Below are 13,659 nucleotides of genomic sequence, written 5' to 3'. Positions count from 1 at the left end.
GGGAAGGGAGCAGAAACGGAAATACTATTATTATTTTATTTTTTATTCAATCCTTACATTCCCCCTTCGGGGGTTAGGGGGATTAAAAGTATCCTTGTTGTTTTCTTTTCTCCATTGCTGCTTCAGAACGTTTATCGTCAATTCTGGCACCTCTTTCAGAAATTGTAGATGTTCTAATTTCTCCAACTACTTCCTGTATTGTTGCTGCATACGAATCAACTGCTGCAGTACAAGTCATATCTCCAACTGTTCTAAAACGAACAATTCTTTCTTCGATTTGCTCATCTTCTTCCTGATATACAAATTCTGAGTGCGACCAGATTAATCCGTCTCTCAAGAAAACTTTACGTTTGTGTGAAAAATAAATAGATGGAATTTCAATTTTTTCTTGTTCGATATAACTCCAAACATCTAATTCAGTCCAGTTTGAAATTGGAAAAACACGTACGTTTTGTCCATTTTCGATTTTACCATTCAAAATATCAAATAACTCTGGACGTTGGTTTTTCTCATCCCATTGACCAAAATCATCACGAACAGAAAAAATACGTTCTTTAGCTCTTGCTTTCTCTTCATCTCTACGTGCACCACCAATACAAGCATCAAACTTAAATTCTTCGATAGCGTCTAAAAGTGTAATTGTTTGCAAGCTGTTTCTACTAGAATACTTACCAGTTTCTTCAACAACTTTACCTTCATCAATAGCATCTTGAACATTTCTTACTATTAATTCCAATCCTAATTCTTCAACTAATTTATCTCTAAATTCAATTGTTTCAGGAAAATTATGTCCTGTATCAACATGTAATAATGGAAATGGAATTTTGGCTGGAAAAAATGCTTTTTGTGCTAAACGTACTAAAGTAATCGAATCTTTTCCCCCAGAAAAAAGTAGGACTGGTTTATCAAATTGCGATATTACTTCTCTGAAAATGTAAATTGCTTCACTCTCTAAAGCATTTGTTTTTAATACTGAACTCATTATTGCTATTTTTTGTTTCAAGTTTCAGGTTATTGTGAGCTATCCCGAAATTCTTCAAACTATTATTTAATCTATTCTTTTGTTTTTTGTTTCATCCTGCGACTGTCCTTCGACTCCCCTCAGGATGACACTGCGACTGTTTATTTTTTTGTTTCAGGTTGCAAGTTGAAAGTTGCTAACTGCGACTGTCCTTCGACTCCGCTCAGGATGACACTGCGACTGTAAACCGCGACTGAAAACTGAAAACTGCGACTAAGAAACTACTCTTTCTTCGCGCTATGCAAACCACATTCTTTATGACTTGACTCCCAGTACCATCTTCCGGCTCTAATATCTTCTTCTGGTAAAATTGCTCTCGTACATGGTGCACATCCAATACTTACGAATCCTTTTTTGTGTAATGCATTTTGAGGGACATTGTGTTCTTGTAAATAATCCTCAACTTCCTGTAAAGACCACTTTAACAATGGGTTAAATTTAATTATCTCAAAATTAGCATCATATTCAAACAACTGTAAATCATATCTATTCTCCGATTGTTCTGCTCTTAAACCTGTAATCCAAACTGCATTTCCTGCTAAAGCTTTTTTAAGAGGAATAACTTTTCGGATAAAACAGCATTCTTTTCTATTCTCAACCGATTCGTAAAAACTGTTTGGTCCTTTTGTTTTTAGCAAATTCTCTACAGCTGTTGCCTCTGGAAAATAAACCTCAATATGTTTTTTATATTTCTTTAATGTTCGGTGAAACACATCATATGTTTCCTGAAATAATCTACCTGTATCTAAAGTAAAAATGGTAATATCAATATTGTTTTTAGCGATAAAATCGGTAATAACCTGATCTTCCTGACCAAACGAAGTCGAAAAAACTACTTTCTCTTTGTATTCATTAGCCAAAAAAATCAATGTTTCTTCAAGAGAAAGATCTTTTGTTTTAACTAGTAACGATGTAATATCTGTTGCACTCATATTCTTATTTTTTTCTAAAAAATCCTTATAATAATTTAGATAATGTTTTTAAACTCAAAAGGATAATTAATATCCCTACTGCCACCATCATTGGTTTTCTTTGAATCTTGTTTACTAAAAAAGCAGCAAGAGGAGCGGCGATTACACCACCCAAAATCAAACCTATAATAACTTGCCATCCATGGATTCCTCCAAAAAGCATAAATGTTACACCACTTGCAAATGAAACTGCAAACTCAGCTGCATTAACCGATCCAATTGTGTAACGAGGATTTCTACCTCTTCCTAACAATGTAGAAGTTACGATTGGTCCCCAACCTCCACCTCCAATAGAATCCATAAATCCTCCGAAGGTTGCCAAGATCCCAAGACGCTTGGTTTTCTTTTTAATTATATTTTTATTTAATGCTTTTCTAATAATTATTACTGCTAATACAATCATATAAACAGCAATAAAAGGCTTTATAACATCTCCATCAATTACATCAGATAATAAATAAGCTCCTGTAATTGAACCCAAAACACCTGGAATCAATAAATTCTTAACCAACTTTTTATTAATATTTCCAAACTTATGATGTGATATTGCTGATGCTCCTGTAGTAAACATCTCTGCTACGTGAACTCCGCCACTACTAACTACTGGAGAAACTCCGTAAGCCAATAAAAAAGAAGTAGACGTCGCTCCATAACCCATTCCCAATGTTCCATCTACTAATTGCGCAAAAACTCCAATAAAGAAAAATACCAAAAATTCTTGATCAAATCCATTTAGAAAACCTTGCCATGAAAAATCAGCATGATGATTATAAATTAATACTGAAATTAAACCCAACAATAATGTAGCAGGAATAATAACCCATAATTGTTTCGAAAACGATCCCCCTGATTTTGTTGCTATAGTATTTAATTCCAATTCTTTTTCCATCTTCCTGATATTCATTTTTACTTTAAAATCCATTACCCTATCGGGTTAGTAGATTACAGTGCAAAATTACTACTTATTTCTAAATATCAAAATAATTTTTAATTTTTTTATCGTTCTAGTTCTCTTTAAGTTACATCTTAATTCACCTTAAAACCACAATAAATAAGCTTAATAAAATATAAAACACATTTTAACCTATTAATGTTAGTTTTTTCCTAATGTCTACCAGATCTATAGGATTATAATCAAATTGTTATTATTTTTATCCAAATTATTTTTATGGATTTTCAAATAGGTCTTGTAATTGCAGGTTTACTGGTCGGATTTATAGTTGGATTAACAGGCGTTGGAGGTGGCTCTTTAATGACTCCAATTTTATTATGGTTCGGTATTCCCCCAACAACAGCAGTAGGAACCGATTTATTATATGCCGCTTTTACCAAAATGGGAGGCGTATTTGTACATCACAAAAAGGGCAATATAAATTGGACAATTACAGGTTGGCTAACTTTAGGTAGCGTCCCTGCAGCTTTACTAACCTTATGGATACTAAATAGCATTAAAACAGATATTACGACTATAAATTCTGTAATAAAATATAGTTTAGGATGGGCATTACTTTTTACATCAGTAGCCATTTTATTCAAAAAGAAATTGTTAGTGTTTTCACAAAGACATGCAGGAGATAAATTTCATAGTGAAAGTAAAACTCAAAACTTACTAACTGTTGCAATTGGTGTATTACTCGGAGCAACCGTAACACTTACTTCAATCGGTGCAGGCGCATTAGGAACTGTTACGCTATTCTTCCTTTACCCACTTTTAGCAACACCAAGATTGGTAGGAACTGAGATTGCCCATGCCGTTCCTCTAACTCTTGTTGCAGGACTAGGACATGCCTCAATGGGTAATTTAGATTTAACACTACTCGCTCAATTGTTAATGGGTTCTCTTCCGGGAATTTTCATCGGAAGTATGTTAAGCGGTAAGGTTCCTGATTTATTTCTTAGAAATGCAATTGCTGTAATGCTTTTTCTAGCTGGATACAAATTGATTTTTTAGACTAAAAGTTTAAACATAAAAAAGACCATTTCAATGAAATGGTCTTTTTTATGTTTATCGATATTTTACCTAAAAAGCTATATCTGCAAGGGAATTGTTCTCCAATACCTTTAAAGTATTATCCCTAATTTCAGTCATTAATCGTCTGGCTGCGCATCTTGTTTCATCTTCACAATCATCACATTTTTCATAAAAATTATGACTGGCGCAAGGCAACAATGCAATTGGTCCTTCGAGAATACGATAGACCTTTGCCATGCTAATGTCTTTAGGATCTTTTATCAAGTAATATCCTCCGCCTTTTCCTTTTTTAGCGCCAAGAAACCCAGAATTACGAAGCAACAACAAAATACTCTCAAGAAATTTTATAGAAATATTTTCGCTTCTAGCAATTTCAGCAATTTGTACAGGTGTTTGATCTTCCTGCCTTGCTAAAAAAGTAAGCGCTTTGATTCCGTATTTTGTTTTCTTTGAAAGCATTTTAAAAATATTTTAAGTTTGCTGATTAAAAATTATAGCTTTTTATTAGATTAAATCCATAATCACTACAGCTTTTTGCAACGACAAAAATATACTTTTTGAGTGAAGAATTACAAAAGAATAATAAATGATGCTTAATTGCGTACAATTTCAATGAGAAACTCACCATTAAGCATCATTCCGTTTCTACTAAGATAGCGCTTGATCTAAATCGGCAATTACATCTTTTACAGTTTCTAAACCAACAGAAACACGCACTAAACCTTGTGTGATTCCAACCGCTAATTGATCTTCTACAGACAATTTACTATGTGTAGTCGAAGCAGGATGCGTTACGATTGTTCTCGTATCACCGATGTTAGCCGATAAGGAACATAACTTTATTTTATCCAAAAATTTTCTACCCGCTTCAATTCCACCATTGATTTCAAAAGCAATAATATTACCCCCTAAAAGCATTTGCTTCTTAGCGATTTCATATTGTGGATGCGATTTCAAAAATGGATATTTAATACTTTTCACATTTGGATGCCCCTCTAAAAACTCGGCAACTTTCAATGCATTTTCACAATGTTTCTCAACACGTACAACCAATGTCTCTAAACTTTTAGACAAAACCCAAGCATTAAAAGGAGACAATGCAGGCCCTGTATTTCTTGAAAACAAATAAATCTGTCTTATTAAATCTTCTCTTCCAACTGTTACTCCTCCTAAAACACGCCCCTGACCATCTATTAATTTAGTAGCCGAATGCACAACCAAATGCGCCCCGTGTTTTATAGGTTGCTGAATGTATGGTGTTGCAAAACAGTTATCAATGATTAAAATCAAATTGTGTTTTTTAGCAATAGTTCCCAACAACTCCAAATCAATTACATCAACTCCTGGATTTGTAGGCGACTCAGCATATAAAATTTTTGTATTGGGTTTAATAAAACTCTCAATCGTCTCGGGTTTGTTAATATCAAAATACGAAGTCTCAATATTCCATTTTGGAAAATAAGTAACAAACAATGCATGAGTTGATCCAAAAACACTACTTGCAGACACAATATGATCACCTGAATTTAATAAAGCGGCAAAGGTAGAATACACTGCTGCCATTCCTGTTGCAAAAGCATAACCTGCTTCTGCTCCTTCCATTTTGCAAATTTTATCTACGAATTCAGTTGTATTTGGATTACTGAAACGGCTATAAATATTTCTTTCTTTTTCTTCTGTAAAAGAAGCGCGCATATCTTCTGCATCTTCAAATACAAAACTTGATGATAGGTATAATGGCACCGAATGCTCTAAATACTGTGTTCTTTCTAATTGTGTTCTTATGGCTTGAGTCTCAAAACCAAATTCTTCTGTATTCATTGTGTTGTTTGTTATCCCCACCCTAGCCCTCCCCAAAGGGGAGGGAGACTAATGCGGAGAAATTTATATTATAATTATATGCAAAAAAATGTATTAGTTGCTGGTTCCCCCTTCGGGGGTTAGGGGGATTCCATTCAAAACAACTTTATATTTAATTGTAGCTGTTGGTTCAACTGTTTTACCAACTGAACAGTATTTCTCAAAAGAAAGTTGTGCTGCTCGCTGTGCTTTCTCTGGATTGATATCTCCTTCTAAATAAAAAACTACAAAGATTTCTTTAAAAGGTTTTGCTTCTCCCACTTGCACACGCTCACCTTCAACCTCAGCTTTAAATGAAGTTATTTCTTGACGTTGTTTCTTTAAAATCGAAATCATATCAATTGCGCTACATCCTGCAACACCCATCAATACTAATTCCATTGGGCTTGCACCTAAATCGCTTCCTCCAAATTCGGCTCTGCTATCTACATCAACTACATGACCACGTTCATTTTTGAGCTTAAAATGAAACGCATCGTTTACTCTGTCTAAGGTTACTTTCATGTTTTTCCCCTCCCCAACCCTCCCCAAAGGGAAGGGAGCTAAGACTGGAGGTCGTCCCTATTTAATTAATAAATCTTTTAATCATTCCTATTATTTCCCCTTTCGGGGGCAAGGGGGATTACTCTTTATCCGACAATCTCAAGATATCTCCAAAAACTCCTCTTGCAGTTACTGCTGAACCTGCTCCCGCTCCTTGAATTACGATTGGTCTATCTCCATAAGATTCTGTATAAATTTCGAAAAAAGAATCAGATCCTTTTAATCCTCCTAATGCTGTATCCGAAGGTACAGAAACTAATTTCACTTCCAAAACCCCTTTGTCATTTTGTAAATCACCAGACAATTCGCCGATGTACCTCAACACATGATTCGGTTTTTGATCCTTTTTTATCTTGTCATAAATTGGATCAAATTCTTTTAATTTAGTTAAGAAATCCGAAACATTTCCTTCACGCAAATGTTCTGGAATTAGATTCTGAATCGAAATTTCTTCAAACTCATTTTGTAAATCTAATTCTCTAGCTAAAATTAGTAATTTTCTACCAACATCATTCCCACATAAATCTTCACGCGGATCTGGTTCTGTATATCCATTTTCGATTGCTTCTTGCAAAATCTCACTAAACGGCACTTCTTTAGCTGAGAAATTATTAAATAAATAACTCAACGTTCCTGAGAAAACCCCTTTTATTTTGGTGATATTTTCTCCCGAAAGATGCAATAGTTTTATGGTATCAATTAATGGCAATCCTGCTCCAACATTGGTTTCATACAAATAATTTTTTTGGTTATCAGCCAATGCTTTTCTTAGCTCTTTGTAAAAACCATAACTAAGTGTATTTGCCACTTTATTCGAAGAAATCAAATCAAAACTACTCTCTACCAATGAAATATAATTCTCCACAAAAGCAGCACTTGCTGTATTATCAATGGCAATTAAATTTTCTAAATGATTCTCATTAGCATAAGCGATAACATCATTTATCGTGTAAGCAACTCCATTGTTTTCAACATCATTTTTCCAATTTTCAGTAACTCCATTTTTATTCAGAAGTACTTTTTTAGAATTGGCAATTGCAAAAACATTCAACTTAACATCTTTACGTTTTTCGATGCTTGCCGCAGATGCCAAAATTTGATTGATTAAAGTTCCCCCCACTAATCCGTGACCGAAAACAGCAATATTAATTTTCTTTGAAACTCCAAAAATCTCTCCGTGGATCACATTTAAGGCTTTATGAAGTTCCGATTTTTTCACCACCAAACTCACGTTTTTACCCGTAACTGTATTGTTAAACAAAATTGGAACAATCTTATTTTTAATTAAAGCAGTATATGGCTTATGGAAAGTACTTAAATCCTGTCCGATTATAGAAATAACCGAAACGTTATCTGTTACTGTAATCTGATTAACATCTTTAGAATAAAAATCATTTTCAAACTCTTTTTCTAATTCAATCATTGCTGTTGTTGCTTTATCTGTAGCAACGACAAGTCCGATTCCTCTTTCTGACGAACCTTGCGAAATGATACTAACACTAATGTCATTATCACCCATTACCTTAAAAATACGAGCATCTACACCTGCTTTACCAAGTAATCCACGACCTTCAAGATTTACCAATGATAAATTCTCTAATACCGAAAGTGTTTTAATTCCTTCTTTATCCGAATCTGATGTGATTAATGTACCGCGGTTTTCATGATTAAAAGTATTTAAAATACGAAGCGGAATACTTTTTTCGATTAACGGAATTATGGTTTTCGCATGTAAAATAGTAGCTCCAAAGTTTGCTAACTCATTTGCTTCATTGAATGATAAATATTCGATTTTTTTAGCATCACTTACCAAATCAGGATTTGCAGTATAAATACCATCAACATGCGTAAAGTTCTGAAGCTCTTCAGCATCTAGATAATTTGCTAATAGTGAAGCAGTATAATTACTACCGTTTCTTCCTAAAGTGGTTGTATCATTATTATTGTTTGACCCAATAAAACCAGTTACAACATTAACTGTAGATCCGTTATGTTGCTTAAAATAATTGATTACGTTTTTCTTTGATAATTGCTCCAAAAGTTGTGCATCACCAAACTTAGAATCGGTTTTAAGCAACTCTCTAGAATCTGCAAAATTTGCAGGAACTCCTTTTTCGATTAAAATCGCAGTTAACAATTTAGCCGAAAGCAATTCTCCTTTTGAGAGAATCTGATCTTTTATCTTTTTGCTGTAATCACCAATTAAACTAACTCCTTCAAAAAGCTTATCCAAAATTTCAAACTCTTCAGAGAAGTCAACATTTTTATAATCAGAAATCTGATATGTTTTAAAACTCTCAAGTAATGGTTTGTAATTTCCATTTTTTGAAGCTATAGTCAATATATCTTCTAGCTCATCGGTTGCTTTTCCACGAGCAGAAACTACTACAGCAATTTTCTCACCTTGATTTATTTTATCTATAATTATAGAAACTACTTTATTAAGTCCTTCCCCATTTGATAGAGACTTACCTCCAAATTTTAATATTTTCATTGTATTTGTGTTGTATTTTATGTTGCTCTAAAAAATAGATGCAAGCAAATTATCTAATTGTTTGTACTCGATTAAAAAAGCGTCATGTCCGTGAACAGAATCTATTTCGTTATAAGAAACATTTTCTTTGAACTTTTTTAATTCTTGATAAGTTTCCTGATTTTCTTTTGCTGTAAAAAACAAGTCTGAGTTAATTCCTATGATATGGATATCGGCAGTTGTTTTGGACAACAATGTTTCAAAATCAGCTGTATTCCTTGTAATATCAATTGTTTTAAGCAACTGATTCATTAATTTATAGGATGAGATTTGATACCTTTTTTGCAACTTTTTACCGTGATGTCCCAACCAGCTTTCTACATTAAAGATCGCTAGTTCTTCATTTTTAGTTCTCTGGAACTTTTCTTTGAAAGAATCAGGTGATCGGTAACATAACATGGCATGGATTCTTGCGTCTTCTATTGGTTTTGAAGAGTTATTCAAGATTTGCTCTTGCAAATAGCAATTAGCAATTAACCAATCGGTAGCTTTCCAATCGGTTGCAATCGGTATTAAATGTTTAGTGATTTGAGGTTCTAATGCTAGTATTTCCCATGCAATTCCGCCGCCTACAGAACCGCCTATAATTGCAAACAACTGATCGATATTTAGGAACTCAATTCCTTTTATAAAAATTCGAGCAATATCTCTGGCAGTAAAATCAGCATGATTCTCAATTGAGGCACCATTATATCCATTTCCTGGAACATTAAAGGCCAGAATAGTATATTTTGAAGTATCAATTGTTTTGTTGTCTCCAATCAAGTCGTTCCACCAACCATTCTCGCCCGTAACCTGAGCGTTTCCTGTTAATGCATGATTTACCAAAACTATAGGTGCAGTGTGTAACGGCAAACCAAAAAGTTCATAACTTAGGTTAATCGTTGCATACGAAGCACCGCTTTCGGTGACAAAATTGCTTAATGTAATCGGGTTGGTTTTATTTTCCAATTTCAAATCTTTTGTAATTTTTGATTTGTACATGGAAATATTAAAAAGAAAAAACTAGAGCTAGGCTAGAAAAATTCTTTGTGTTATCTTTCCACGTTGGGCGTGGTAGAATGCAGCACCTTCTTCGATAAATCGAAGGGTTGCTAAGGATTCATAGGGTCTAATCCCTCGTCCTTTCTTTATAACATTTCAATACGTTTTTGAACTTAATGGCACAAATAAACTACTATTTTCTTAAACGACCAAATTTTTTATTCATTTGATTTTGGTCTGTTTACAAAATAGTTCAAACAAAACAGTCACGTACAAGCAACCGCTGGACACGAATATCCAGAAAATTTTTCTTGTTGACTTGTATTTTATTTAAAGTTTTAATTTAAATAAATAATGTTTCATTCTCTGTAGAATACATCAAGAAAAGCAAAGAATTAGGTGCTTTTTTTCCTGCAGTCTCATCAGTAGTTTCCATCCCAAATCTTGGGTGTGCCAATTCATTTGTAGTTTGGATGATTATACTTTTTTTAGTTCTGAAAAATTTCAAGAATCCGAACCTTTTTGCGAAGTAATTTTGAGTGCTCATAACGTGTGTTTTTATAATTGTTTATTTGTGTTTTCTATTTGTGTTTTCTATTTGTGTTTGTCTTTATTAAATGAATCTCGATGCCATAAAAAAACCCTTTTGGGAATTATGCCAAAAGGGTTAAAGTCGTTTAAACTTATTATACTTTTGGAATCAATGAACGCGTACGCAAATAAGCGCGACATTCAGCATCATCTTAAACTTCGAGTTATAATTCATTTTAATATTATTTTTTATTTTAAAAAATTTCAACATTTGCGTAATCCAAAAAAAAAGCCCTCCAAATGTATTGGAAGGCTTTGCTATATAATTGTATAAATATAATTCTAAGCAATAGACTTCCCTACGGATTTCTCCGACATGACCTTATTCGTTTTACAAATATTAAAATTCATTTTTGGTATCTTTTTGGTTTAACAAATATGCGACATATTTCCGGATTAACCAAGCCAGAATCCTTATTTTAATGATAAATTGACGTTAAATTTGCATTAAAAAACAAAAAAACGACGAAATGTTGTTTTTCAACGGCAAAATACTTTACAATAGGCTATAAATTTAACCATCAGCAGTTTAAAAAATTATTTCACTAAACATAAATTTCAAAGAACATCTCAATTTTAATCAAAAAAAAATTGAATATAAAATTCAATTCTTACAATTTCTAAGCCCAAATAGCTTCTTTATTTTTTATTTTTTCGGCAACTTTTAAGATATCTGTAATAACACCTCGGGCTATTGCTTCTCTTCCTGCAGCTGCACTTTGTATAACTATCGGAATATTTCCATAAGATTGTGTATAGATTTCAAAAATAGTATCCGATCCTTTTAATTTTCCAATTGCTGTTTTTGTAGATTCCGAAACCAATTTAACCTCTAGTTTATTTTCCAAAGTAGTGTACTCTCCTACGTATCTCAAAACATGATTATCGGCCTGTGTGATTTTTGCAATTTTAAAAGTTTTATCTAATACTTCTTTATTAAGCACACGCTTTGTCTTTGCATTTATCTCATATTGATTATGATCTAAAATTGGGCTAATTTTTATGTCTGATAATTCAAAATCCTTTCCAATTTCTCTGGTAAGTATAAGCAGTTTTTCGGCCACATCATTACCTGATAAATCACTCTCGTAATCTGAGGTTAGTAACTGTAATTTTTGGGCATCTTTTAGTATTTCAGAAAAACCAGTGTCCTCTGAAGAAAATCTATTAAAGACATAACTTAATGAATCTGAAAAAACACCTCGTATTTTTGTTATTTTCTCACCCGAGTTGTATAAATCCCGAATTGTTTGTAATACTGGAAAACCAGTATCTACTGAGGTTTCATATAAAAACTCTTTGTCGTGTTTTTTAAGATTATCTCTTAACTCTTTATAAAAATTGATTGGTAATGTATTGGCTTTTTTGTTTACTGCCACAATATTAAATCCGTTTTGAATTAATGGAATATAATGATCTACTAATTCATCACTTGCTGTTGCATCTACGGCTATTAAATTTTCGAATGCATTTTCTTTTGCAAAAGCAATAATATCATCTACTTTAAAAGGAATGGCTAGATGTACAAAATTAGCTTCCCATGCATTCTCTGCGCCTTCCTTCTCAAAAAATGCTAATGTTGAATTGGTTATTATTGGAAACCTCAAATCAATGCTTTTGTTTTCGCTAAAAAACACTTGGCTCTCTATGATCTGATTTATTAAAGTACTACCTATATTTCCTATTCCAAAAAGGATGATATTTATTTTAAGCTTTGACATAATTTCTTCTTTTTTATTGTATTCTGAGGCTGGTTGTGTGTATTCCTTTTAAAAAAATCACCTTTAACCCTGCTCACGTGATTAAAGGCAATTTTTCTAACAAAAAACAAAAACCAAATTTTTAATTTATGCTAACTGAGCACTTTTTATGCTTTTAAAAACCGCTTGTAAATCGGCTATTAAATCGTCGATATCTTCTATTCCTACTGAAAGTCGAATTAGATCTTTTGAAACGCCTGTCGAAACTTGTTCCTCTTCAGATAATTGTTGGTGCGTTGTACTAGCTGGATGGATGATTAATGACTTGGTATCCCCAATATTTGCCAGAAGCGAGAATAATTTAGTTTCATCAGCTACTTTTTTAGCAGCTTCAAAACCTCCTTTTAAACCAAAAGTTATGATTCCGCTTTGTCCTTTTGGTAAATATTGCTGTCCTAGGTCATAGTATTTATTTGATTTCAATCCAGGATAGTTCACCCAAACAACCTCATCTTGCGACTCTAACCAAGAGGCTAGTGCCAATGCATTTTCGCTATGCTTTTTAATACGAATTGGTAATGTTTCTAATCCTTGGATAATCTGAAAAGCATTAAATGGACTCAATGCCGATCCAAAATCACGCAAGCCTTCAATTCGTGCTTTAGCTATAAAGGCTGCATTTCCTAATGCTTCATTATATATTAATCCGTGGTAACCTGGAGAAGGCTCTGTAAACTCGGGGAATTTACCGTTTGCCCAATCAAAAGTTCCTGCATCGATTATTGCTCCTCCCAAAGAAGTTCCGTTACCCGAAATATATTTAGTTAAAGAGTGAATTACAATATTTGCTCCATACTCGATTGGATTAAGTAAATATGGTGTTGGAACGGTATTATCAACTATAAACGGGACCTTGAACGCTTTTGCTTCTGTTCCAATTGCTTTTAAATCCAATACATCTAGCTTTGGATTCCCCAATGATTCCACAAAAAATACCCTAGTATTTTCCTTTGCTGCTTTTGTGAAGTTTTCAGCATTTGATGGATCTACAAATGTGGTTGTAATTCCTAATCTTGGCAAAGTAACTTTTAATAGATTATAGGTTCCTCCGTAAAGGCTATTCGAAGCCACAATATGATCTCCCGCTTTAAGCAAGGTCAAAAAGGTGGTTGCAATGGCAGATGCTCCTGATGCCGTAACAACAGCACCAATTCCGCCTTCTAAAGCCGCTAGACGTTGTTCTAGAATATCATTTGTAGGATTGTTTAATCTTGTGTAAATAAAACCAGCTTCGGCAAGACCAAATAAATTGGATGCATGATCTGAATTGTTAAAAACATAAGAAGATGTCTGATAAATTGGAACTGCGCGTGTACTTCCATTTTTTGTAACGTCGTGTCCTGCGTGTAATGCGTTTGTTGCGAATTTTTGTGTGCTCATGATTTTATTTTTTTTAGTTAATTAATAGACTGTATATTTATATT

11 protein-coding genes, 1 pseudogene and 1 riboswitch are annotated in these 13,659 nt (G+C 33.3%); of the genes and pseudogenes, 1 reads left to right on the top strand and 11 read right to left on the bottom strand.

Annotation, left to right across the window (positions count from 1 at the left end):
* Positions 1 to 82: 82 nt before the first annotated feature.
* The 3 genes and pseudogenes from cysD to QWY99_RS01420 all read right to left on the bottom strand — a co-directional run bounded on the left by cysD (position 83) and on the right by QWY99_RS01420 (position 2,914).
* The gene (gene cysD / locus QWY99_RS01430) at positions 83 to 982 is read right to left on the bottom strand and encodes a sulfate adenylyltransferase subunit CysD (RefSeq protein WP_290260110.1); all 900 of its coding nucleotides are present in this window, start codon (positions 980 to 982) and stop codon (positions 83 to 85) included.
* A gap of 260 nt (positions 983 to 1,242) precedes the next feature.
* A pseudogene (locus tag QWY99_RS01425) lies at positions 1,243 to 1,962 on the bottom strand (phosphoadenylyl-sulfate reductase); the annotation flags it as partial.
* 16 nt (positions 1,963 to 1,978) lie between these two features.
* Positions 1,979 to 2,914, bottom strand: coding sequence for a sulfite exporter TauE/SafE family protein (locus tag QWY99_RS01420; RefSeq protein ID WP_290260108.1), 936 nt, complete (start codon positions 2,912 to 2,914; stop codon positions 1,979 to 1,981).
* 246 nt (positions 2,915 to 3,160) lie between these two features.
* Here QWY99_RS01420 and QWY99_RS01415 point away from each other — a divergent pair, with 246 nt between their 5' ends.
* Positions 3,161 to 3,943, top strand: a complete 783-nt coding sequence (locus QWY99_RS01415) for a sulfite exporter TauE/SafE family protein (RefSeq protein ID WP_290260105.1) — start codon at positions 3,161 to 3,163, stop codon at positions 3,941 to 3,943.
* A 69-nt stretch (positions 3,944 to 4,012) separates the two neighbouring features.
* On the opposite strand, the gene QWY99_RS01410 is transcribed toward QWY99_RS01415, so the two are convergent.
* The 8 genes from QWY99_RS01410 to QWY99_RS01375 all read right to left on the bottom strand — a co-directional run bounded on the left by QWY99_RS01410 (position 4,013) and on the right by QWY99_RS01375 (position 13,615).
* On the bottom strand, positions 4,013 to 4,423 hold the full coding sequence (locus QWY99_RS01410) for an RrF2 family transcriptional regulator (RefSeq protein WP_290260103.1): 411 nt from the start codon (positions 4,421 to 4,423) through the stop codon (positions 4,013 to 4,015).
* Between the two features lie 189 nt (positions 4,424 to 4,612).
* Complete coding sequence (locus QWY99_RS01405; RefSeq protein WP_290260101.1) at positions 4,613 to 5,785, bottom strand: trans-sulfuration enzyme family protein; 1,173 nt, start codon at positions 5,783 to 5,785, stop codon at positions 4,613 to 4,615.
* A gap of 93 nt (positions 5,786 to 5,878) precedes the next feature.
* Positions 5,879 to 6,328 carry an OsmC family protein gene (locus tag QWY99_RS01400; protein ID WP_290260099.1) on the bottom strand — a complete coding sequence of 150 codons (450 nt, stop codon included), beginning with the start codon at positions 6,326 to 6,328 and terminating at the stop codon, positions 5,879 to 5,881.
* A gap of 118 nt (positions 6,329 to 6,446) precedes the next feature.
* Positions 6,447 to 8,861 carry a bifunctional aspartate kinase/homoserine dehydrogenase I gene (thrA, locus tag QWY99_RS01395; protein WP_290260098.1) on the bottom strand — a complete coding sequence of 805 codons (2,415 nt, stop codon included), beginning with the start codon at positions 8,859 to 8,861 and terminating at the stop codon, positions 6,447 to 6,449.
* Positions 8,862 to 8,888: 27 nt separating this feature from the next.
* Complete coding sequence (locus QWY99_RS01390; RefSeq protein ID WP_290260096.1) at positions 8,889 to 9,851, bottom strand: alpha/beta fold hydrolase; 963 nt, start codon at positions 9,849 to 9,851, stop codon at positions 8,889 to 8,891.
* Positions 9,852 to 9,931: 80 nt separating this feature from the next.
* A riboswitch (SAM riboswitch) is annotated at positions 9,932 to 10,039 on the bottom strand.
* Between the two features lie 188 nt (positions 10,040 to 10,227).
* The gene (locus QWY99_RS01385; protein WP_290260094.1) at positions 10,228 to 10,431 is read right to left on the bottom strand and encodes a hypothetical protein; all 204 of its coding nucleotides are present in this window, start codon (positions 10,429 to 10,431) and stop codon (positions 10,228 to 10,230) included.
* Positions 10,432 to 11,095: 664 nt separating this feature from the next.
* Positions 11,096 to 12,196 (bottom strand): homoserine dehydrogenase family protein, encoded by a 1,101-nt coding sequence (locus QWY99_RS01380; RefSeq protein WP_290260093.1) that lies wholly within the window; start codon positions 12,194 to 12,196, stop codon positions 11,096 to 11,098.
* A 126-nt stretch (positions 12,197 to 12,322) separates the two neighbouring features.
* Complete coding sequence (locus tag QWY99_RS01375) at positions 12,323 to 13,615, bottom strand: O-acetylhomoserine aminocarboxypropyltransferase/cysteine synthase family protein (RefSeq protein ID WP_290260091.1); 1,293 nt, start codon at positions 13,613 to 13,615, stop codon at positions 12,323 to 12,325.
* Positions 13,616 to 13,659: the final 44 nt, after the last annotated feature.

It is taken from the genome of Flavobacterium branchiarum, assembly GCF_030409845.1.
Classification (GTDB): Bacteria; Bacteroidota; Bacteroidia; order Flavobacteriales; family Flavobacteriaceae; genus Flavobacterium; species Flavobacterium branchiarum.
Note: the sequence above shows the minus strand (reverse complement) of the source record. Positions and strands in the feature narration are given on the sequence as shown.

Excerpts from the sequence above, each read along its gene's own strand:
- QWY99_RS01385 (WP_290260094.1), bottom strand. The coding sequence starts at position 10,431 with ATGAGCACTCAAAATTACTTCGCAAAAAGGTTCGGATTCTTGAAATTT.
- QWY99_RS01375 (WP_290260091.1), bottom strand. The coding sequence starts at position 13,615 with ATGAGCACACAAAAATTCGCAACAAACGCATTACACGCAGGACACGAC.
- QWY99_RS01400 (WP_290260099.1), bottom strand. The coding sequence starts at position 6,328 with ATGAAAGTAACCTTAGACAGAGTAAACGATGCGTTTCATTTTAAGCTC.
- thrA (WP_290260098.1), bottom strand. The coding sequence starts at position 8,861 with ATGAAAATATTAAAATTTGGAGGTAAGTCTCTATCAAATGGGGAAGGA.
- QWY99_RS01415 (WP_290260105.1), top strand. The coding sequence starts at position 3,161 with ATGGATTTTCAAATAGGTCTTGTAATTGCAGGTTTACTGGTCGGATTT.
- QWY99_RS01410 (WP_290260103.1), bottom strand. The coding sequence starts at position 4,423 with ATGCTTTCAAAGAAAACAAAATACGGAATCAAAGCGCTTACTTTTTTA.
- QWY99_RS01380 (WP_290260093.1), bottom strand. The coding sequence starts at position 12,196 with ATGTCAAAGCTTAAAATAAATATCATCCTTTTTGGAATAGGAAATATA.
- QWY99_RS01405 (WP_290260101.1), bottom strand. The coding sequence starts at position 5,785 with ATGAATACAGAAGAATTTGGTTTTGAGACTCAAGCCATAAGAACACAA.
- QWY99_RS01420 (WP_290260108.1), bottom strand. The coding sequence starts at position 2,914 with ATGGATTTTAAAGTAAAAATGAATATCAGGAAGATGGAAAAAGAATTG.
- cysD (WP_290260110.1), bottom strand. The coding sequence starts at position 982 with ATGAGTTCAGTATTAAAAACAAATGCTTTAGAGAGTGAAGCAATTTAC.